The sequence below is a fragment of the Spirillospora sp. NPDC127506 genome (assembly GCF_040302145.1).
Classification (GTDB): domain Bacteria; phylum Actinomycetota; class Actinomycetes; order Streptosporangiales; family Streptosporangiaceae; genus Spirillospora.
This window is the reverse complement of record NZ_JBEORG010000001.1, coordinates 76,509-96,578: the sequence shown is the minus strand read 5'-3', so window position 1 is coordinate 96,578 and position 20,070 is coordinate 76,509. Positions and strand designations below refer to the sequence as shown.

Below are 20,070 nucleotides of genomic sequence, written 5' to 3'. Positions count from 1 at the left end.
ACGTCGGCGTATCGCGAGTGCGGGGAGCGGTGATGGAACGGGACGGCGTGGGCGAACTCCGGCGGCTCCCCTCGGGCCGGCACCGGCTGTCCCGGGACTACGTCGCCGGCCACCAGATGTCGCGCATTCTCTCCGCCGTCGTCGAAATCGCCGGCACCGAGGGGTACCGCTCGCTGACCGTTGATTCCATCATCGCCAATGCGGGAGTTTCACGGGCCACGTTCTATGTCCATTTCAAGAACAAGGACGACGCTTTTCTGCGGGCCTACGACCGCGAAGTCGAGCTGATGATGGACAGCGTCGTGGACGCCTACCGGGACGAGCCGGACGCGCTCAGCCGGGTCCGCGCGGGCGTCGGCGCGTTCCTGCGCTACCTCGCCGCGCACCCGGTCGCCGCCCGGATGTGCGTGATCGAGGCGCTGTCGGCCGGACCGGTCGCGGCGGCCCGCCGGGACCAGACGCTGGCCGCGTTCGCGCAGGTCGTGACCGACAACATGCACGAGCTATTCCCGCACTACCCGAGCCCGGAGCTGCTCGCGGAGACGGTCGTCGGCGGCATCTACCAGGTCGCCTACGCGCGGATCTCCCGGGGCGAGACCGCCCGCCTGCCGGAGCTGCTGGACGGCCTGCTGCACACGTTCGCGCTCCCCGACTCCGACCGCTGGGGCCCGGACGCGGCGCGTCCCGAATAGCGGTCCGACGCCTCTTCACATTTGACGGGGAGCGCGCAATTTCGGGACACGCCGGCGTGTTCCATGGGTGCGCCCGTGGTCCGGCCGGAGTCGCGCCGCCCTCCCCTCCCGGCCGGGCCATGAGGCGTTCCTCCAGGTGAAGCCAGCAATGCCGGCGGCACGGCGAGCCGGTCAAGACGTGGCCGGATCCGGCCAACGGGAACCCGGGCCGAAATGACCGCCGAGTCAACTCCCGGGCCGCCGGCCGGTCACCCCGGCACGCTGCGCGTTCGCCCGCCGCCGCTGCGGAGCGTGACCGCGGTCACACGGCCGCGGGGCCCTATTCGGACACCGGCCGGGCCGGTAACCCGGTAGCTGAAAACCGGTCGAGCGCCCCGCCGGAATGGCCCGCCCCTTGATGAACGCCATCATTCATGGTTCTGTCCCGGTTGCCGCGACGTTCCCCGGCGCGGTCACGGGCCCAGGCCGTCCGGACGTCGTGCACATGTCTCCCACCCCCCGAAAGAGGCAGCATGAGAAAGCTCGGCAAAATCGCCATTCCCATTGTGGGATCCGCCGCGTTGCTCTTCGGAATGACGGGCACCGCGTTCGCGTCCGCCACCATCACCTCCGGCGGCGCCCCGTACACCGGCGACGTCCTCGGCACCAACCTGGGCAACGTGACGCTGGCCGGCAACAGCTTCCTCGGCCCCATCATCAACACCTGCACCAGCGCGAGCCTCGGCGCCTACACCAAGTACGACGGCACCGACGGGAAGCTCAACAGCGTGTCGATCTCCGGCTGCACGAACAACCGCCACGGCACCACCACCGTCACCGCGACGGGGCTGCCCTACATCGGCGGCCACGTCGACCACGACCCCGTCAGCGGCGGGCGCGACGGCAAGATCGTCATCGACGCGCCGAACTCGGCCGTGGACGTCAAGGCCATCCTGGACCTCCCCGACTGGGGACTCATGGGCGTGGAGTGCCACTACGGCCTGACGACGTCGACGCCGCTGAGCATCGACGTCTACAACCCGTCCAACTCGAACAAGCCGGAGCCGTCCAACCCGCACGGGCAGGGCAAGCTGGCCGGCCAGTCGCTGCAGTTCATCTCCGGCGACTCGGTCTGCCCGGCGTCGGCGTCGGCCAACGGCAACTTCCAGATCGTCACCGACCCGGGCGGCGCCGACCTGGAGCTCGGCGCCTGATCCGCGTCCGCTGACCCCCGTTCCCCGATCGAACCCACCCCACCGGGACGGGCCGCCCGCGACGGCGGCCCGTCCCACCCTCAGCCGGGAGTCCCCATGCGCATCAGCCTCCGCCGCCGGCTGGCGGCCGGCACCGCCGCCCTCACCCTCGCCGGAAGCCTGCTCGGCGCCGTCGCCGCCGCGCCCGCCGCCTCCGCCGACACGCTGCCCGACTTCGACTTCTCCGCGTGCCCGGACCTGCCCGCGGACGCCGACCCGCAGTTCTGGCAGTGCAACATCGCCGTCACCTACGGCGGGACGTTCAAGCTCGGCTCGATCGAGACGACGATCGAGTCCCCGATCACCCTCGTCTACGCCAACGGCTTCGATCCCGTCACCTACGAGCCGAAGACGGTCTTCGGCTCGTTCAAGGCGAGCAAGTTCCTCGTCCAGCCGGGCCTTTTCGGCGACCCGTTCGTCACGGCCATCTACGCGCAGCCGAAGTACGCCGGCGGCCTCAACACCGACGGCGGCAAGCTCAACCTGAACCTGACGGTGAGCGTGCAGAACCCGCTGCTCGGGTCGCGGTGCAGCATCGGGTCGAGCTCCGCCCCGATCGCGCTGCAACTCGGCATCGGCACCACCAACCCGCCGCCGCCGAACACCCCCATCTCCGGCGAGCCGCCGGTCGTCGTGAGCACGAACCCGGTCGTGCTGAAGACGACCGTGGTCGACAACGCGTTCGCGGTGCCGCGCGCCGACAAGTGCGGCCTCGACCTCGGCCTGGAGAACTGGCTGGTCAACCTGTACGCCGGCCTGCCGTCCGCGGCCGGGAACAACACGGCGATCTTCAAGCAGTACGCGAGCTTCAAGCCCTACACCGAACTCTCCTAGCCCGGCCCGCCGCGCCGTGAACCCCCGCTCCGTGACCCGGACACGGCCAGGCGAGCCGCCACCGGCCCGCGCCGCTCCTCCCCGCCGGAGGGGCGCGGGCCTCGATCCCTCCCCAGGAGTTGACACGATGAGAACACCCTTCATGCGGCGCGCCGCCGCGGCGGTGGCCGGCGCGGGCCTCACGGCGCTGGCCCTCACGGGCCTGTCCGGGCCGGCCGCCGCGGACGTCCCGCCCGGCCTCGACTTCGCCGACTGCCCGGCCGTGAGCGAGCTGCCGCCGGACGCCGACCTGACGTTCTGGCAGTGCAACGTGACGGTCATCGGCGGCGGCCGGCTCCAGATCGGCTCCATCGACCAGGAGATCACCCAGCCGATCAAGATGACGTGGGCGACCGGGTTCGACCCGGTGACGTTCGAGGGCTACAGCGTCTTCGGCCCCATGCGGGCCGAGCCGCAGCGGGTCAAGGGCGGCGTCCTCGGCATCGAGGGGACCGACATCATCCCCCTCCTGCAGATCAGCGCGCAGCCCGAGATGGCCGCCGACCCGGAGCTGGCCCCCGAGGGCCAGATCGCGCTCCGCCTGCGGCTCAAGATCAAGACGATCAACCCGCTGCTCGGCGACACCTGCTACATCGGGAGCACCGCGGACCCGATCGTGCTCAACCTGACCTTCGGGACGACGAGCCCGCCCCCGCCGAACCAGCCCATCTCCGGCACACCGGCGCACCCGGTGGGCGACGGCGTGATCGCCTCGACGCTCGTCGACAACGCGTTCGCGGTGCCGAAGTCGTCCGGCTGCGGCTGGAACGGCATCCTCAACGCGGTCGCCGACTTCCGCGCGGGACTGCCGTCCGCCGCCGGCAAGAACACGGCCGTCTTCGAGTCCTACGCGAAGTTCACCCCGTACACCTCACTGGCGAACGCCACCGCCTGACCATCGCAGCGCACCCGGCCGGCCCGCGCCCCCGCGGGCCGGCCGCCGTGCGTCCGGCGGCGGCGCAGCCGGGCCCGGCGACGCCGCCGCGCAGGTCGTCGGGCAGACCGGACGGTGCGCCCAGGAGTACTGCCGCGAATCCGGCAATGTGATGCAAGTCACCATATAGAACCTGTGTGACCTGGGGCGTAGCGGTCACGTGTCAGATGTCACCGCCTCGGCGGACTCGCGAGGTTCCGGACGCGGCTAGGTTTGTACTGACCGGTCAGTTCAAATCTAGCCTCCGGAGGCCGCGATGACGCCCGAGCACCAGACTCCGGGGACGGCCGCCGCGGCCGGGGGGACCGCCGCGGCCGTCTCCGGACCCGGCCCGGCCGGCTCCGGGACTGGCGGGGGCCGTCCCGGGGCCGGTTCGCCCGGCCTGAGCGTCCGCGCTCGCGGGCTGGGCGTCCGGGGCCCTCGCGGGTGGGCGTTCCGCGGGGTGGACCTGGACGTGCCGGGCGGCTCCCTGGTCGCCGTCAGCGGCATCGCCGGGAGCGGGCGGACGGCCCTGCTGCTGACGCTCGGCGGGCGGATGCGGGCGAGCGAGGGCACGGTCGCCGTCGGCGGGTTCACCAGGCCGGGGGACGTCCAGCGGGTGGCCGCGCTCGGCATCGTGCCGGGGGTCACCGAGCTCGACCCGGCGCTGACCGTGCGGGAGCACCTGAACGAGGCGCTGGCGCTGCGCGAGGGCGTCCTCGGCGGGTTCCGGGGGCGGGAGGCCCGCAGGCGGCGGGCGTTGCGGCGGGTCGGCCTGGAGCTCGATCCGGGCACGCTCGCCGAGGAACTCGCACCGGACGAGGCGCAGCTGCTCGGGGCCGCGCTGGCGCTCGTGGGCGAGCCCGGCCTGCTCCTGCTCGACGACGTCGGCGAAGGGCTGCCCGCCGATGGGCAGCGGGAGCTGTGGCGGCGGCTCGCCGGCATCGCGGCCGCCGGAGTCACCGTCATCGCCGCCTGCCATGACGCCGGGCCCGCCGAGGGCCTGGCCGCGCACGACCTTTCGCTCTAGTTGGGAGATCCCCCCGAATGAGGCTTCCCGCGTTGACGTCCGGTGGTCTGGAGCTGCGCCGTTTCCAGCGCAACCGGCTGACCCGCATCGCGCTCGCCGGGCTCGTCTTGCTCCCCCTGCTCTACGCGGGGCTCTACCTGTGGTCCTTCTGGGACCCCTACGCCCGGCTCCAGCACGTGCCGGTGGCGCTGGTCGTCCAGGACCGGGGCGCCACCGCGGACGGGAAGCCGGTGCACGCGGGGGCCGACCTCGCCGACGAGCTGCGGAAGCGCAAGGTCTTCGGCTGGCGGACCGTGTCGGCGGAGGAGGCCGAGAAGGGCGTGCGGTCGGGGAAGTACTACATGTCGCTGACGATCCCGCCCGACTTCAGCGCCCGGATCGCGTCGCCGTCCGAGGACGGCGCTCCGGCGCCCGCCGGGCTGCGGCTGCGGATGAACGACGCCAACAACTACGTCGTGGGCACGCTCGCGCAGGCCGCGTTCAAGGAGATCAGCGCGGCCGCGGGCAGCGAGGCCGTGCGCGGCTACTTCGACCGGATCTTCCTCTCGTTCGGCAGGCTGCACGGTGAACTGGGCGAGGCGGCCGACGGGGCGGGCCGGCTGGCCGAGGGCGCCGGGCAGGCGGAGGACGGGGCCGGCAAGCTCGCCGAAGGCGCCGGGCGGGCGGAGGCGGGCGCGGGCCGGCTCAAGGGCGGCATAGACGAGGCACGGTCCGGCAGCGGTGAGCTGACGTCCGGGCTGGGCGAACTGCACGACGGGACCGTCCAGGTCGCGGCCGGCATGCGGAAGCTCACCGCCACCGTCGACCGCGCGAGCGGCACGCTCGTCCCCCTGCTGCGGGAGAACGCGCCGGAGATCCGGCGGGCCGCGCTCGCGGTCGCGCGGGGCGCGGACGCCCTGGCGGACGGGGCCGGGCGGCTGCCCGCGCGGACCGGTGCCGCGGTGGACCGGGCCGAGAAGGCGCAGGCCGAGCTGGAGGCGTACCTCGCCGCGCATCCGGAGATCCCGGCGAATGTCCGGCAGGACCTCACCCGTGCCGCGGCCCAGGTCGTCACCGCGGCCAAGGACGTGGACGGGTACGTCCGCGAGCACGCGGGCGAGCTGCGCGAGGTCGCGGCGGACGCGCGGACGGTCGGGCGCGCCGCCCGCAGGATCGCCGAAGAGGCCCCCGGGCTGGCCGCCAAGGTCGACAAGGCCCGCCGGGACGTGGACCGGCTCAACGCCGGCACCCAGCGGGTCAACGAGGGAGCCGGGCGGCTCCTCGCCGGGTCGTCCCGGCTCACCGGCGGGCTCGGCGCGCTGTCGGACGGCGCCGGCGAGCTGCGCGGCGGGCTCGGCCGGCTGTCGGGCGGCGCGGTGACGCTGGAGACCGCGCTCGCGCAGATCTCCGCCGGAAGCGGCAGGCTCGCGGCCGGGCTGGACGAGGGCGCCCGGCGGGTGCCCGCCTACAGCGGCGCGGAGCGGGCCGCGCGGGCCGGCATGATGAGCGACCCGGTGCGGCTCGCCGGCACCACCGACAACAAGGCGGCGAACTACGGGACCGGGTTCGCGCCGTTCTTCGTACCGCTGTCCCTCTGGGTCGGCGGCATGATCATCTACATGCTGCTGCGCCCGCTGAACCCGCGCGCGATGGCGGGCACCGCGCCCGGGCGCCGCGTCGCGCTCGCCGGGTGGCTGCCCGCCGCGCTGATCGGGGCGGCGCAGGCGTGCGTCGTCCTGGCCGTGCTGCACCTGGCCCTCGGGCTGCGGGCGGAGCACTGGCCGGGGCTCGTCGCGTTCCTCGCGCTCGCGTCCGCCGCGTTCCTCGCCGTGATCCAGTGGGCGAACGCCCGGTTCGGGCCGATCGGCCGGATCATCGCGCTGGCGCTGCTGATGCTGCAGCTCACCTCGGCGGCCGGCACGTACCCGATCGAGACCAGCCCCCGCTTCTTCCAGCTGATCCGGCCGTACCTGCCGATGTCGTGGGTGGTGGACGGCGTCCGGCACCTGATCGTCGGCGGGCCGCTGACGCCGGTGTGGCAGGGTTGTGCGGTGCTGGTCGCGTTCCTGGCCGGCGGGCTCGCGCTCACCGCCCGCGCCGTCCGGCACAACCGGGTCTGGACGATGAAGCGCCTGCACCCGGCGCTGAAGCTCTAGGAGGCGGGGACGTGGCGCGCAGCGCGACCAGGGAGAAGCTGTTCGGCGCGGCGATCGAGCTGATCGCCGAGAGCGGGCTCGCGGCCACCACCGTCGACCAGATCGCCGAGCGGGCCGGGGTCGCCAAGGGCACCGTCTACTACAACTTCGGCAGCAAGGCGGCGCTGTTCGCGGCGCTGCTGGAGCACGGGGTGGACCGGCTCGCCGCCGCGCTGCGCGACGCCGCGGCCGGAAAGGCGCCGCTGGACGCGCTGGAGGCCGTCGTCGCCGCCGAGCTGGCGTTCATCGGCGAGCACGAGTCGTTCGCGCGGCTGCTGATCGCCGAGACGTGGCGGTCCGGCGGGGACTGGCAGCGCACCGCCCGGCTGATCCGGGAACGCGCCGTCGAGGTCATCGCGGACGTGCTGCGGGACGCGGTCGCCGCCGGGGACCTGCGCGCCGACCTCGACACCGGGACCGCCGCGTCCGCCGTGTTCGGCATGGTGCTGACCGTCGCGCTCGACTGGCGCGCGCTGCAGCCCGGCCGCCCGCTCGCCGACGTCCGGACGACCCTCCTGGACCTGCTGCGCGGCCGCCTCAACGGGGCGGGAGGTTCCGGATCTCCTCGATGACGCCGGGCATCGCCGCGTTGTTCTCCCGGATCCAGCGCCGCAGGACGGCGAGCTCCTCGTCGCTGTAGGCGCCGAGGCGCTCGCGGAAGGCGCGGGAGATCGGCTCGAAGTAGCGGCCGAACTCGGCGACGTTGTCCTCGACCAGCTCGACGATCACGCGGCGGCGGTCGTCGGGGTCGCGGGTGCGCTTGACGTATCCGGCGCGCTCCAGCCGGTCGATGACGGCGGTGATGGCGCCGCCGGTCGTGATCCCCATGAGCTGCGCGAGCTGCCCGGGGGTCTGCGGGCCGTCCAGCACCAGCGCGCTCACGCACTGCGCGTCGGTGACGTTCAGGCCCGCCTTGCTCGCGGTGGCGTGATGCAGCAGGACGGTGAACATGGTGCTGCGCTGCATGTCCCGCTGCAGATCGTCCAGCCGGTCGCGGTCCGGGGTCGACACGCCGCCCTCCCCCTCGTCGTCTCGTCATTGGAGAGCTTAGTGGCCGCATTCGGCCAGGACCACCGGGACCGCGGCGGCGTGTGGCGCACGACTCACCCGCTCATGATCAAAGCACTCCCGGGCCGCCCCTACCATGGAGTCGTTAGGACCACTAACAGAGGTCCCGCTCCTGGCCCCGGATCCCACGAAGGTTCGGGGCCGACCTGTAGCGAGCGCCCGCTACCTCGCCTCCTCCGCCACCTGCTTGGCCCACCGGTAGTCCGCCTTCCCGGCCGGCGACCGCTTCATCTCCTCGACGAACGCGTAGACGCGCGGCACCTTGTAGCCCGACAACCGGCGGCGGCAGTGCGCGTCCAGGTCCGCGGAGGACGGCACGCCGCCGGACGGCTGGATCACCGCCGCGACGCGGTTCCCCCAGCGCTCGTCCGGGATGCCCGTCACGACCGCGTCGTACACGGCCGGGTGCCCCTTGAGGACGGCCTCGACCTCCTCCGGGAACACCTTCTCCCCGCCGGTGTTGATCGCCTGGGAGCCGCGCCCGTACACGGCGATCGACCCGTCCTCCTCGACGGTCGCGATGTCGCCCGTGAGCAGCCAGCGCCTGCCGTCCACCACCGGGAACGTCTTCGCCGTCTTCTCCGGGTCGTTGTAGTAGCCGAGCGCGATGTGACCGGTGCGGGCGACCTGCCCGATGACGCCCGACCCCGGCTTGACCGGCTGGAGCGCGTCGTCCAGCACGGTGACGTTCTCGACGTCCGGCGCGAACCGCAGGCCCTTCTCCGGGGTCGAGCCGGCGACCGCCTCGGCCGTGGAGCCCGACTCGGTCGACCCGAACCGGTCCAGGATCATCACGTTCGGCAGCAGCTCCTGGATGCGCTCGCGGACCGTCCCGGTGAAGATCGCGCCGGTGGAGACGTAGGCGAACAGCGAGGACGTGTCGTAGCCGCCGCGCGCCAGCTCGTCCGCCATCGGGATCGCCATCGCGTCCCCGGTGATCGTCAGCGAGTTGACCTTCTCCCGCTCGATCGTCCGCCACACCTCGGCCGCGTCGAACTTGCGGACGTACACGAGCGTCGCGCCCATGAACCAGGCGATGAACGTGGCGACCTGCGCGGCGCCGTGCATCAGCGGCGCCACCGGCATCATGGTCAGCGGGCCGGAGTTGCGGGCGTGCTCGACGATGTCCTCGGGCTTCGACGGGCGCGGCACCGTCGGGTTCCAGAACGCGAAGATGATCTGCTCGGTCGTCCACATGACGCCCTTGGGCATCCCGGTCGTCCCGCCGGTGTAGATGATGTAGAGGTCGTCGCCGGACCGCGCCGGGAAGCCGCGCGTGCCGTCGGCGTCCTTCAGCGCGTCGTCGTAGGCGACCGCGCCCGGGATGGACGGCTCGCCGCCCACCGCGACGAGGTGCCGCAGCTCGGGCGCCTCCGGGACGGCCGCGGCGACCCGGTCCTCGAACTCCACGTCGTACAGCAGCGCGACGCTGTCGGAGTCCCGGTACACGTAGAGCAGCTCGCTCTCCACGTACCGGTAGTTGACGTTGATCGGCACGGCGCGGATCTTCAGCGCGGCCAGCAGCGCGGCCGCGTACTCGACGCCGTTGTAGAGCTGGACGGCGACGTGCTGGCCGGGCCGGACGCCCGCGTCCTGCAGATGGTGCGCGAGCCGGTTCGCGTGCTCGTCCAGCTCGGCGTACGTGAGCCGCCTATCGCCGCAGATCAGGGCGACACGGTCCCCGATCGCGTCCGCGACTCCCTCGAACAGGTCAGCGTGGTTGTACTCCATCGGACGTCCCTTTCGGGGTCTGGGGCCGCCCCCAGAAGGCAACAGGGGGTGTTCGCGCCTTTGCTTGAGAGAATCACGGTTTGTCGCTGCCGACGATCCACATCGCGAAGAACTGGGCGCCGCCGCCGTAGGCGTGGCCGAGCGCGCGGCGCGCGCCGTCCACCTGGTGCTCGCCGGCCATCCCGCGCACCTGCAGCGCGGCCTCCGCGAACCGGATCATCCCGGACGCGCCGATCGGGTTGGACGACAGCACTCCGCCGGACGGGTTCCACGGGATGTCGCCGTCGAACGCCGTCGCGCCCGCCTCGGTGAGCTTCCAGCCCTCGCCGTCGCCGCAGAACCCGAGGTTCTCCAGCCACATCGGCTCATACCAGGAGAACGGGACGTACACCTCGGCGCAGTCGAGCTCGCCGCGCGGGTCGCTGATGCCCGCCTGCCGGTACACGTCGGCCGCCGCGTCCTTGCCGCCCTGCGGGCTGACGCTGTCGCGGCCGGCGAACTGCATCGGCTCCGAGCGCATCGCCGTGCCGTGCACCCAGGCGGGCGGGTTCGGGGCCTGCTTCGCCGCGTCCTCCGACGCCAGCACCATCGCGCACGCGCCGTCCGACGACGGGCACGTCTCCAGGTAGCGGATCGGCTCCCACAGCATCGGCGTCGACTCGACCATCTCGCGGGAGATGCCGGGGATCTTCAGGTGCGCGTACGGGTTCCGCAGCGCGTTCTGCCGGTCCTTGACCGCGACCAGCGTCCCGATGTGGCCGGGCGCGCCGGCCCGCGCCATGTAGGCGCGGATGTGCGGCGCGAAGTAGCCGCCGGCCCCGACGACCAGCGAGGTCGTGAACGGCCCGTTCACCGTCAGCGCCCACGTCGCGTTCGACTCCGACTGCTTCTCCCACGCGATCGTGAGGACCCGCTCGTGCACCCCCGACTGGATCAGGTTCGCCGCCACGATCGCCGTGGACCCGCCGACCGAGCCGGCCGTGTGCACCCGCAGCAGCGGCTTGCCGGTCGCGCCGAGCGCGTCGGCGAGGAACAGCTCCGGCATCACGACGCCCTCGAACAGGTCGGGCGCCTTGCCGACCACGACGGCGTCGATGTCCTTCCAGGTCAGCCCGGCGTCCTCCAGGGCGCGCCGGGCCGCCTGGCGGAGCAGGCCCGCCATCGACACGTCCAGCCGCCTGGTCCGGTACTCGGTCTGCCCGACGCCGATGATCGCGCAGCGGTTAGCCATCGTTCTCTCCCGACATGACGCAGACGAGGTTCTGCTGGAGGCAGGGGCCGGACGCGGCGTGCCCGAGCGCCCGGGACGCCGTCCCGTCGTGGATGCGGGACGCGGCCTCGCCGATCCGGATGAGGCCCGCCGCCATCACCGGGTTCGCCGACAGCGCCCCGCCCGACGGGTTGACGGCCACGCCCTCGTCCAGGCCGAGCGCCTCGCGCAGGATCAGCTCCTCGTGGCTGAACTGCGCGTGCAACTCGGCGACCTCGACCCCCGCCGCGCCGGCCTTCTCCCCCGCGATGCGGGCGGCCTCGGAGCGGGTCAGGTCGCGGACGCCGAGCGCGTGCGGCTCGGTGCGGTGGTCGATGCCGGTGATCCACGCGGGCCGCTCGCACAGCTCCCGCGCCCGGTCGCCGGCGGCGAGGACGATCGCCGCCGCGCCGTCGGTGACGGGCGCGACGTCGTAGCGGTGCAGCGGCGCCGCGTCGTAGTCCTGCTCATCGGCGGAGCCCTCCGGGTCGGGCAGGTGCAGCGCGAACGGGTTCTCCCGGCCGGCCGCCCGGGACCGCGCGGCGACGGCCCGCAGGTCGTCCTCCTTCACGCCCGACTTCTCCATGTAGGCGCGGGCCTGCATGGCGGCCATCGACACCTGGTCGACGCCGAGCGGCGCCAGGTGGTACGGGTCGAGCTGCTGAGTCATGATCGCGCGGAGGTCGCCCTGCGACGACTTGCCGAACCCGTACACCAGCGCGGTGTCGATCTGGCCGAGCTGCAGCTTCACCCACGCCTCGTACAGCGCCCACGCGCCGTCCATCTCGACGTGGCTCTCGGAGATCGGCGGCCACGCGCCCAGCGTGTCGAGCGCGGACACGAACGCGAACGGCGCGCCCTGCAGGTAGTCGCAGGAGCCCGAGCAGGTGAAGCCGAAGCGGGACAGCCCGGTCCGCTCCTTGATCTCGTTGATCACCGGCAGGACCAGCTCGGTCTCCGCGATCCCCTGGTCCTCGGCGCTGTGCCGGGTCTGTGCGAACGCGACGACTGCGACATCACGCATCACATGAAGTCCTTGATCTCTTCGAAGGGGACGTCGGGCTCGTCGATCGGCTCGAACCACTTGATGTTGGCCATCGACCGGTCCCACTCCTCGCGGGGCCGCCACGCCGCCTTCACCCGCATGCCCATCCGCACCTGGTCGGCCGGGACGCCCGCGATCAGCGTCAGCATCGTCAGCCCGGCGCCGTCCAGCAGGACGTAGCCGGACACGAACGGCACCTCGGGCGCGCGCGGGTCGGGGATGTTGTTGACCGCGAAGGTGGTGAGGGTGCCGGTGTCGGGCAGCTCCACCTCCTCCGACGTGGGCACGCCGTCGCGCGGGCAGAACCCCTTCATCGGCACGATGACCTTCTCGCACACCGGGCAGCGGTGCCCGATGATCCGGCCCTCGGAGATCCCCTCCAGGAACCGGCCGAGCGCCCGGCCGCCCTTGAGCCGGTACTCCAGCGCCGCCGGCGAGTTGATCATCGTGACCTCGGGCAGGAAGCACTCGATGTCGGTGATCGTCCCGGTGCGCTCCGCGCGGTACTTCGGCCGCACCCGCATCCCGGTCTTCAGGAACCTCGGCGGCGCGGCGCCGGCGTCGAAGACGCCGAGGTCGAGGGCGTGCAGCAGCGCGGTGTCGGCGCCGTCCGGGCGGACCAGCGCCCACGCGAACGGCCGGTCGAACGGGTGCCCCTTCGCAGGGCGCGGCACCCACGACCAGGTCGTGACGGTGCCGGCGGGCCCGACCTCGACGAACTCGTCCGTGACGTCCTCGCCGGTCTCCGGGTCGCACTCCTGCGGCGGGACGAGCACCCTGCCGCCCGCCGTCCGGACGCCGACCATCCGGCCGTCGCGCAGCTCGCTGAGGAACCGGCCGATGACCGGGCCGACCGAGCGGGTGTAGCCGCCGGGGAACGCGACGACGTGGTTCGGGGCGTCAGATGGCACTGTCGCGGTCCTTCCAGTACGGGTCCCGCAGCTTGCGCTTGAGGAGCTTGCCGTTGGGCTCGCGCGGCATCGTCTCGATGAAGTCGATGGACTTCGGCCACTTCATCTTCGCGAGCCGCCCCTCCAGGGAGGCGAGGATCTCGGCGGCGAGCCCGTCGCCGGGCTCGACGCCCTCGGCCGGCTCGACCACGGCCTTGATCTGCTCGCCCCACTCCTCGTCCGGGATGCCGAACACCGCGACGTCGGCGACCTTCGGATGCAGGATGATCTCGTTCTCGATCTCGGCCGGGTAGATGTTCGCGCCGCCCGAGATGATCATGTCGGCCTTGCGGTCGGACAGGAACAGGAAGCCGTCCTCGGTGAGGTAGCCGATGTCGCCGACGGTGAAGTAGTCCCCGCCTATCGAGGGGGGCCGGCCCCCCGCATCCCCCGGGTCTTTGCGGAGGCGGTTCTTCTCCGTCTTCTCCCGGTCGCCCTTGTACTCGAACTCGACGCCGGCCATCTTCATGTAGATCGTGCCGTGCGTCCCGGCCGGGACCGGGTTGCCGTCGTCGTCCACGATGAGCAGCTCGCTGATCGGCCACGCCTTGCCGACCGTGCCGGGGTGGGCGCGCCAGTCCTCCGGGCTCGCGATCGTCCCGCCGCCCTCGGTCGCCGCGTAGTACTCCCAGATGCAGTCGCCCCACCAGTCGAGCATCTGCTGCTTGATCGGCACCGGGCACGGCGCCGCCGCGTGGATCGCCCACTTCATGCTCGACACGTCGTACCGGGACCGGACGTCCTCGGGCAGCGCCAGCAGCCGCTTGAAGTGCGTCGGGACCATGTGGGTGTTGCTCACGCGGTGCTCTTGGATCACTCTGAGGGTGTCCTCGGCGTCCCACTTGTCCATGTAGACGAGCGTGTGGCCCATCTGCAGGGCGGTGCCGCCGAACTGGGTGACGGCCGTGTGGTAGTTCGGCGAGGTGATCAGATGGGCCTGGTGCTCGCCTCCGGCGGGGAGGCCCGGCGGGATGCCGAACAGGGCGAGCAGGAACGTCATCAGCTCGGCGCTGTCGTCGGGGTCGATGCCGAGCAGCGCCCGCTTGACGCCCTTCGGCCGCCCCGTCGTCCCGGACGTGTAGTGCATCGTGGCGCCGTTGGTGCGGTCGTCCGGCAGCGTGTCGGGCTGCCCGTCGACGAGTTCGGCGTACGGGCGGAAGCCCTCGACGTCGCCGAACGCGAACCGCCGGCGGGCCTCGATCTCCTCACCCGCGCGCACGCCCTCCCGGGCGTACCGCTCGTGGACGAAGAACGCCTTGGCCTCGCTGTCGGAGACGATGTAGCCGATCTCCGGCCCGGTCAGGTGCCAGTTGATCGGCGTGTAGTACCAGCCGGCCTGGAGCGCCGCCAGGTACAGGACGAGGCCGTCCACGCCGTTCGGGACGAGCCCGCAGATGCCGTCGCCCTTCTCCAGCCCCAGCGCGCGCAGCCCGTGCACGAGCCGGTTCGAGCGGGCCAGCAGATCGCCCGCGGAGTACTCCGTCCCGTCCGGATCGACGGCGGCGACCCACCCGGGATCCGCCTGCGCCAGCCGCCAGAAGCCCAATGACCCCATCGGATCTCCCTACGTGACCACATGTGAGCGCCGACACACCACGGTGCCCGGCAGCCAAAGTAGATCACGTTCTCGTTTTGCAGTTCAACCCCTACCGGTCGGGCAGCTGCTTAACTAGAATCTGTTCTCGTTTGACATCTGAGCTGGAGGAACCATGGCGGAACGGCTGCCGATCAGCACCGAGCACTGCATCGTCGAGCGGGACGGCCACGTCGTCATCGTCACGATGAACCGGCCCGAGGCGCGCAACGCGCTCAGCTCGTCGATGCTGGTCGGCCTCGCCGACGCCTGGGCCTACATGTCGGACACGCCGGAGGTCCGGGTCGGCATCCTCACCGGGGCCGAGGGGACGTTCTGCGCCGGCGCCGACCTGAAGGCCATGGGGCAGCAGCCGTCGGACCCCCGCGTGCGGGAGCGCATGGCGCAGATTCCGAACTTCCACTGGAAGGGCCTGCTGCGCGAGGGCCAGCCGACCAAGCCGCTCATCTGCGCCATCGAGGGCTACGCGGTCGCCGGCGGCACCGAACTCCTCGTCGGCACCGACCTGCGCGTCGTCGCCGAGGACGCGACGCTCGGCCTGTACGAGGCGAAGCGCGGCCTGTTCCCGATGGGCGGCTCCGCGATCCGCCTCCCCCGCCAGATCGGCTACGCCAACGCGATGGACATCCTGCTCACCGCCCGCTCGGTGACCCCGCAGGAGGCCCTCGCCATGGGCCTGATCAACAAGATCGTCCCGTCCGGGCAGGCCCTCGCCGCGGCCCGCGAGCTCGCCGCCCAGATCGCCGAGTGCGGCCCCCTCGCCGTCCAGGGCATCCTGCGCACCTACCGCGAGACCGCCCACCTCCCGGAGGAGGAGGCCCTCAAGATCTCCGACGAGATCGGCTGGCCGGTCATCGGCTCCGAGGACGCCAAGGAGGGCTCCCGCGCCTTCCGGGAGAAGCGCCCCGCCGTCTACCACGGCAAGTAGGGCCTTCGTGTCCGGCCGGGGCGGCATGCGCCGGCCGGTCGCCGGCATCGCGCGCGGTACCTGGTGAGGCCCCGGCCGCGCCTGAGGGGAGGGCGCGGCCGGGGCCTCTCATCGAGGGGGCTCAGGCGTCGGTGATCGTGTTGAGGCGCTCGACGGCCTCGACGTACTCGTCGATGAGGTCGTAGACGACCTGGGCGGCCGGCTTGATCTGGTTCATCGAGCCGACGATCTGGCCGACCGGGAAGGTGACCAGCTCGCCGTCGCCGGACCGCTGGATGCGCGGCAGGGCGTCCGCGATCAGCATGAACTGCATGGGCATCGGCAGGTAGCCGGGCGACTTCTCGCTCTCCCACGCCTCCGTCCACGCCGTCTTCAGGAAGCGGGCGGGCTTGCCCGTCCACGCGCGGGACCGGACGGTGTCCCGGGACGTGGCGTTGAGCAGCTTCGGCAGGGCGCGCTCGGGGGTGTCGGCCTCGTCGACGGTCAGCCAGATCGAGCCCGTCCACACGCCGTCGGCGCCGAGGGCCATGCCCGCGGCCATCTGGCGGCCCCGGCCGATGCCGCCCGCGGCCAGCACGATGGTGTCCTCGCCGACCGCGTCGACCACCTCGGGGATCAGCACCATCGTCGCCACGTCGCCGGTGTGGCCGCCGGCCTCGGTGCCCTGCGCGACGATGATGTCGACGCCCACCTCGACCTGCTTGCGGGCGTGCCGGGCGTTGGAGGCCAGACCCGCGACCTTCACGCCGTGCCGGTGCGCCTGCTCGACGACGTCCGCCGGGGGCGGGCCGAGCGCGTTCGCGAGCAGCGCGATCGGGTGCTTGAGCGCCACCTCGACCTGCGGCCGCGCGGTCACGTCCGTCCAGCCGAGCAGCGCCTTGCCGGCCTTCTCGGACGGCGGGTCGACGCCGTGCTCGGCGAGCAGGTCCTCCAGGAACTTCTTGTGCTCGGCCGGGATCATGCCCTGCAGCTTGCCGAGCAGCTCCTCGGCGTCGCCCACGTCGGCGCCCTCGTACTTGGCGGGCATGACGACGTCCACGCCGTAGGGCTTGCCGCCGACGTTCTCGTCGAGCCACTTGAGCTCGAGTTCGAGCTCCTCGGGGGTGAAGTGCAGGGCGCCGAGGACGCCCATGCCGCCGGCGCGGCTCACCGCCGCGACGACGTCGCGGCAGTGACTGAACGCAAAGATCGGGTACTCGATGCCGAATAGTTCGGTGACTCGTGTCCGCACAGCTTCGACCCTAAGCGCGCATCCACAAAACTGCAACAGGTTCTACTTACCAAACTCGGCACAGCCCGATACAAGGGATCACCATCGCGCCGGACTAGAACGCGTATCAGCGATACGCCGTGCGGGCATGCCGGAACGGCCCGCGCCGGGGGGCGCGGGCCGTGGGGCGGGCGGGTCAGCGGCGTCTGGAGGGGCCGGCGGCCTTGCGCCGCTGGCGCTGGCTGCCCGGTGCCGGGCGGCGGGCCGGCGGCGCCGGGTCCGGGGCCGGAGCCGGGGCGGCGGGCGGGCGCGGGGGCCGCGGCGGGCCGGGCGGGGTCATGTCGCCGAACTTGCCGTCGGGGCGGCGGGGCGCCTCGATCGGCGGCGGCTCGCGCCGCGCCAGGCCGAGGAAGCCGCCGACGAACAGGAGGATGAGGCCGAGGAGGACCGAGCCGGCCGGGATGTAGCTGCGCACCAGGTCGATCTGCAGCGCGGTCTTGTTCGCCAGGTCGACCAGGGCCTTCTGGTCCTTGTCGACCGTGATCAGGTCGGCCTGGGCGACGATCATCCGCCCCTTGCCGTCCGCCGTCTGGACGGTGCTGCGGATGTTGTCGCGGTGCTTCACCGGGATGCCGGTGCGCGGGTCGACCCAGACCGTGTTGTACGCCTCGGTGTAGCGGTCGACCTTCTGGTTCCCGGCGTCCTCCGGCAGCCCCAGCATCTTCGCGGGCAGCTTGGTGTCGAGCGCGGCCGTCTTCGTCAGCGGGATCGTCTGGGTGAACCGGTAGGTCGTGAGCCCGTGGACCTTCTCGACGGCGCCGAACTGCATCGGCGCCGACTGCTTGGTCGTCATGTCGAAGAACGGGTAGTCGCGCTTGTGGACGTTCGCGATCGGGAACAGCAGCCCGTAGCCGGACATCCGGACGGTGTTGTCGCCGTCGACGTTGACGCCGCAGCAGTTGACCAGCCGCCCCGTCCGGCGGTCGAAGGCGATGCGGAAGCCCTGGATCTGGATGGGCTTGTCCGGTTGGGCCTCGTCGTAGATGTTGGTCGTGGAGTCCCAGACCGCGATGTCGTCGTCGCCCTCGTTGGCGCGGACATCGCCGCGGACGGTGTTCTTGGCCAGCAGCGTGACGCCGGTCTTCGTCTTCAGGTCCGCCTGGTCGAAGTACGTGGAGTCCTTCGACTGCAGCAGCGTCACCTGGTAGCGGTTCAGCGGCGCGACGACCACCTGGTCGGCCACGTAGAAGCGGACCAGCGGCGCGAGCGCGAGGAAGAAGGCACCGAGGCCGATCAGGACCAGGCCGACCGGTCGCCGCATGAACACCTCCGGGACTGCCGTCGTCATCGTCAACGGCCAAGAGGCCGGGTCCGGCATGTCCGAGTTACCCTACAGGACCCCTGATACCGCGCGTCCAATAAGAGTAGGCATTCGACCCCGCGGACGTCACTCTCGCCCCGGGATGGCCGCACGGACCGGCGGAGTGGCTGCCCTGCCCCCGTACCGGCCGGTAAGCTCCGCGTTACCCCGGTGCCCCGACACAGGCGAGGTGATCATTGACCGCGGCGGCACACGATCAGCCTGCGGCGCACACGCGGGCCGCGCACGGCGGGCTCCCGCCCGTCCCGCGGCACTGCGCGACGCTGGCGCGGTCGGTGCGGCTGCTGACCGCGTTCCGCCGGGAGCGCAGCGATCCGGAGTACTTCTACGACGTGATGGCGCGGGACACCGTCGCGCAGCTCGGGTCGTACACGGACCTGCGGGGCGCGACCGTCATCGACGTGGGGACGGGCTTCGGGTTCTTCGCGCGGGCGCTGGCCGCCGCCGGCGCGCGCTGCACCGGGATCGACCACGACCTCGGGGAGCTGACCGCGCACGGCGGCCGCGAGGCGAACCGGCTCGTCGCGAGCGCGCTGGCCCTGCCGTTCCGGACGGGGTCCGCCGACGTGTGCTTCTCGTCCAACGTGCTGGAGCACGTCCCCGACCCGTGGCGCATGGGCGAGGAGATGGTGCGGGTGACGAGGCCGGGCGGGACGGTCTTCCTGTCGTTCACCAACTGGCTGTCCCCGTGGGGCGGGCACGAGACCTCGCCGTGGCACTACCTGGGCGGCGACCGGGCCGCCCGCTGGTACGAGCGCCGGACCGGGCGGCCGCCGAAGAACCGGTTCGGCCGCAACCTGCACCCGGTGTCGGTGTCGGCGGCGCTGGCGTGGGCGCGGCGGCGCGACGACGTGCGGGTCCTGGACGCGCTGCCCCGCTACCACCCGCGCTGGGCGGAGGGCGTCGTCCGCGTCCCGGGGCTGCGCGAGATCGCGACCTGGAACCTGCTCCTCGTCCTGCGGAAGAGGGACCGGTGAGGACCGCGGCGCGGCCGGCTCCGCCGCCGATCTCCGGGCGCCAGGACACGATCGACGGGCTGCGCGCCGTGGCCGCGCTCGCCGTACTCGTCTTCCACGTCGCGGGCGCGGCCGGGTCCACCACCAACCCGAACGGGCCGCGGTGGCTGTTCAACGGCGGCCAGATCGGCGTGCCGATCTTCTTCGCGCTGTCCGGGCTGCTGCTCTACCGGCCGTGGGCCGCGGCGGCGCTGGACGGCAGGGCGGCCCCGCGCACGGCCGCGTACCTGCGCAAGCGGGTGCTGCGCATCATGCCCGCCTACTGGGCGGTGATCGCGGTCTTCATGGCCACGGCGGGACGCGACCACATCGGCGACCCGGTCACGTGGGCGTCGCTGCTCACCCTCACGCAGACCTACCTGCCCGATCCGTGGTGGAACGGGCCCCTGGGCCCGGCGGAGCTCGGGCAGTTCTGGAGCCTCGTCGTCGAGGTCGCCTGGTATGCGACGCTCCCGTTCACCGCGGCGGTCCTCGCCTGGTACGCGCGCCGCACGCGCAGCCACGACGTCGGCGTCCGGGCCAGGCGGCTCCTGATCGGCATCGGCGTCTACGCGTCACTGTCGTTCCCCTGGACGGCCGCCATGTTCGTCCCCGAACGGCACGGCGAGATGGGGCTGTGGCTGCCGCGGTACTTCGTCTGGTTCGCGACCGGGATGGCGCTCGCGGTGGTGACGGTGTGGGCGCGGCTGGACGAGCGGCGCCCGGTCGCGGCGCTGTGCCGGGCCGTGTCGGACTCGTGGGCGGCGTGCTGGGTCGCGGCGGCGATGCTGTACGTGGTGGCGGCGACGCCGGCGGCGGGCCCGCTCAGCCTGCAGACGCCGGACGCGTTCTGGACGTCCGTGCTGCACCTGGTCGTGTTCGGGCTGTCCGCGGCGGCGCTGGTCGCGCCGGTCGCGCTGGCGCCCGCCGGGCAGCCCGCGCTCGGCGCGATCCTCGGCAACCGGGTGATGCGGTTCCTCGGCCGGATCTCCTACGGCGTGTTCG

Annotated in this window: 17 protein-coding genes and 1 pseudogene; 10 read left to right on the top strand and 8 right to left on the bottom strand. The window is 72.4% G+C overall.

Going from position 1 to position 20,070, the window contains the following annotated elements; all coding sequences use genetic code 11:
• Positions 1-32: 32 nt before the first annotated feature.
• The 7 genes from ABTW95_RS00395 (at position 33) to ABTW95_RS00365 (ending at position 7,486) form a co-directional block, all read left to right on the top strand.
• Positions 33-692, top strand: coding sequence for a TetR/AcrR family transcriptional regulator (locus tag ABTW95_RS00395; protein ID WP_396447766.1), 660 nt, complete (start codon positions 33-35; stop codon positions 690-692).
• Between the two features lie 560 nt (positions 693-1,252).
• Positions 1,253-1,885, top strand: coding sequence for a hypothetical protein (locus ABTW95_RS00390; protein ID WP_500223353.1), 633 nt, complete (start codon positions 1,253-1,255; stop codon positions 1,883-1,885).
• A 96-nt stretch (positions 1,886-1,981) separates the two neighbouring features.
• On the top strand, positions 1,982-2,758 hold the full coding sequence (locus ABTW95_RS00385) for a hypothetical protein (protein WP_500223351.1): 777 nt from the start codon (positions 1,982-1,984) through the stop codon (positions 2,756-2,758).
• 127 nt (positions 2,759-2,885) lie between these two features.
• Positions 2,886-3,692, top strand: a complete 807-nt coding sequence (locus tag ABTW95_RS00380) for a hypothetical protein (protein ID WP_500223349.1) — start codon at positions 2,886-2,888, stop codon at positions 3,690-3,692.
• Positions 3,693-4,173: 481 nt separating this feature from the next.
• The gene (locus ABTW95_RS00375; RefSeq protein ID WP_500223348.1) at positions 4,174-4,740 is read left to right on the top strand and encodes an ATP-binding cassette domain-containing protein; all 567 of its coding nucleotides are present in this window, start codon (positions 4,174-4,176) and stop codon (positions 4,738-4,740) included.
• A 32-nt stretch (positions 4,741-4,772) separates the two neighbouring features.
• Positions 4,773-6,875 carry a YhgE/Pip family protein gene (locus tag ABTW95_RS00370; RefSeq protein ID WP_500223346.1) on the top strand — a complete coding sequence of 701 codons (2,103 nt, stop codon included), beginning with the start codon at positions 4,773-4,775 and terminating at the stop codon, positions 6,873-6,875.
• 11 nt (positions 6,876-6,886) lie between these two features.
• On the top strand, positions 6,887-7,486 hold the full coding sequence (locus ABTW95_RS00365; protein ID WP_500223344.1) for a TetR/AcrR family transcriptional regulator: 600 nt from the start codon (positions 6,887-6,889) through the stop codon (positions 7,484-7,486).
• Here the strand turns inward: ABTW95_RS00365 and ABTW95_RS00360 are convergent.
• From ABTW95_RS00360 to ABTW95_RS00335, 6 genes are all read right to left on the bottom strand, one after another.
• The gene (locus ABTW95_RS00360) at positions 7,452-7,925 is read right to left on the bottom strand and encodes a MarR family winged helix-turn-helix transcriptional regulator (RefSeq protein ID WP_396454236.1); all 474 of its coding nucleotides are present in this window, start codon (positions 7,923-7,925) and stop codon (positions 7,452-7,454) included. The genes ABTW95_RS00365 and ABTW95_RS00360 overlap by 35 nt on opposite strands.
• Positions 7,926-8,144: 219 nt before the next feature.
• Positions 8,145-9,713 carry an acyl-CoA synthetase gene (locus tag ABTW95_RS00355; RefSeq protein ID WP_396447758.1) on the bottom strand — a complete coding sequence of 523 codons (1,569 nt, stop codon included), beginning with the start codon at positions 9,711-9,713 and terminating at the stop codon, positions 8,145-8,147.
• Positions 9,714-9,786: 73 nt separating this feature from the next.
• A complete protein-coding gene (locus ABTW95_RS00350) occupies positions 9,787-10,944 on the bottom strand; it encodes a thiolase family protein (protein ID WP_396447757.1) in 1,158 nt (385 codons plus the stop codon).
• On the bottom strand, positions 10,937-11,986 hold the full coding sequence (locus tag ABTW95_RS00345; RefSeq protein WP_396447756.1) for a thiolase family protein: 1,050 nt from the start codon (positions 11,984-11,986) through the stop codon (positions 10,937-10,939). Before ABTW95_RS00345 ends, ABTW95_RS00350 begins: the two co-directional genes overlap by 8 nt.
• Positions 11,986-12,918: a Zn-ribbon domain-containing OB-fold protein gene (locus ABTW95_RS00340; protein WP_396447754.1), complete on the bottom strand. Its 933-nt coding sequence runs from the start codon at positions 12,916-12,918 to the stop codon at positions 11,986-11,988. Before ABTW95_RS00340 ends, ABTW95_RS00345 begins: the two co-directional genes overlap by 1 nt.
• Entirely contained in the window at positions 12,908-14,512 is a 1,605-nt protein-coding gene (locus ABTW95_RS00335) for an acyl-CoA synthetase (protein WP_500223341.1), read from the bottom strand. The genes ABTW95_RS00340 and ABTW95_RS00335 overlap by 11 nt, the downstream gene beginning before the upstream one ends.
• A gap of 154 nt (positions 14,513-14,666) precedes the next feature.
• Here ABTW95_RS00335 and ABTW95_RS00330 point away from each other — a divergent pair, with 154 nt between their 5' ends.
• A complete protein-coding gene (locus ABTW95_RS00330) occupies positions 14,667-15,479 on the top strand; it encodes a crotonase/enoyl-CoA hydratase family protein (protein ID WP_396447752.1) in 813 nt (270 codons plus the stop codon).
• A gap of 121 nt (positions 15,480-15,600) precedes the next feature.
• On the opposite strand, the gene ABTW95_RS00325 is transcribed toward ABTW95_RS00330, so the two are convergent.
• Together ABTW95_RS00325 and pgfA are read right to left on the bottom strand one after the other, a co-directional pair.
• Complete coding sequence (locus ABTW95_RS00325) at positions 15,601-16,710, bottom strand: NAD(P)H-dependent flavin oxidoreductase (protein ID WP_396447751.1); 1,110 nt, start codon at positions 16,708-16,710, stop codon at positions 15,601-15,603.
• A 175-nt stretch (positions 16,711-16,885) separates the two neighbouring features.
• On the bottom strand, positions 16,886-18,037 hold the full coding sequence (gene pgfA / locus ABTW95_RS00320; protein WP_500223338.1) for a cell envelope lipid trafficking protein PgfA: 1,152 nt from the start codon (positions 18,035-18,037) through the stop codon (positions 16,886-16,888).
• A 296-nt stretch (positions 18,038-18,333) separates the two neighbouring features.
• Between pgfA and ABTW95_RS00315 the strand changes: the two genes are divergently transcribed.
• Positions 18,334-19,047: a class I SAM-dependent methyltransferase gene (locus tag ABTW95_RS00315; RefSeq protein ID WP_396449820.1), complete on the top strand. Its 714-nt coding sequence runs from the start codon at positions 18,334-18,336 to the stop codon at positions 19,045-19,047.
• Positions 19,044-20,069: pseudogene (locus tag ABTW95_RS00310) on the top strand (acyltransferase family protein); the annotation flags it as partial. The gene ABTW95_RS00315 and the pseudogene ABTW95_RS00310, both read left to right, overlap by 4 nt.
• Position 20,070: the final 1 nt, after the last annotated feature.

What these genes read in the sequence shown, in the direction of transcription:
- ABTW95_RS00345 (WP_396447756.1), bottom strand. Translation starts at nt 11,986, where the DNA reads ATGCGTGATGTCGCAGTCGTCGCGTTCGCACAGACCCGGCACAGCGCC.
- ABTW95_RS00330 (WP_396447752.1), top strand. Translation starts at nt 14,667, where the DNA reads ATGGCGGAACGGCTGCCGATCAGCACCGAGCACTGCATCGTCGAGCGG.
- pgfA (WP_500223338.1), bottom strand. Translation starts at nt 18,037, where the DNA reads ATGACGACGGCAGTCCCGGAGGTGTTCATGCGGCGACCGGTCGGCCTG.
- ABTW95_RS00385 (WP_500223351.1), top strand. Translation starts at nt 1,982, where the DNA reads ATGCGCATCAGCCTCCGCCGCCGGCTGGCGGCCGGCACCGCCGCCCTC.
- ABTW95_RS00350 (WP_396447757.1), bottom strand. Translation starts at nt 10,944, where the DNA reads ATGGCTAACCGCTGCGCGATCATCGGCGTCGGGCAGACCGAGTACCGG.
- ABTW95_RS00380 (WP_500223349.1), top strand. Translation starts at nt 2,886, where the DNA reads ATGAGAACACCCTTCATGCGGCGCGCCGCCGCGGCGGTGGCCGGCGCG.
- ABTW95_RS00335 (WP_500223341.1), bottom strand. Translation starts at nt 14,512, where the DNA reads ATGGGGTCATTGGGCTTCTGGCGGCTGGCGCAGGCGGATCCCGGGTGG.
- ABTW95_RS00395 (WP_396447766.1), top strand. Translation starts at nt 33, where the DNA reads ATGGAACGGGACGGCGTGGGCGAACTCCGGCGGCTCCCCTCGGGCCGG.
- ABTW95_RS00355 (WP_396447758.1), bottom strand. Translation starts at nt 9,713, where the DNA reads ATGGAGTACAACCACGCTGACCTGTTCGAGGGAGTCGCGGACGCGATC.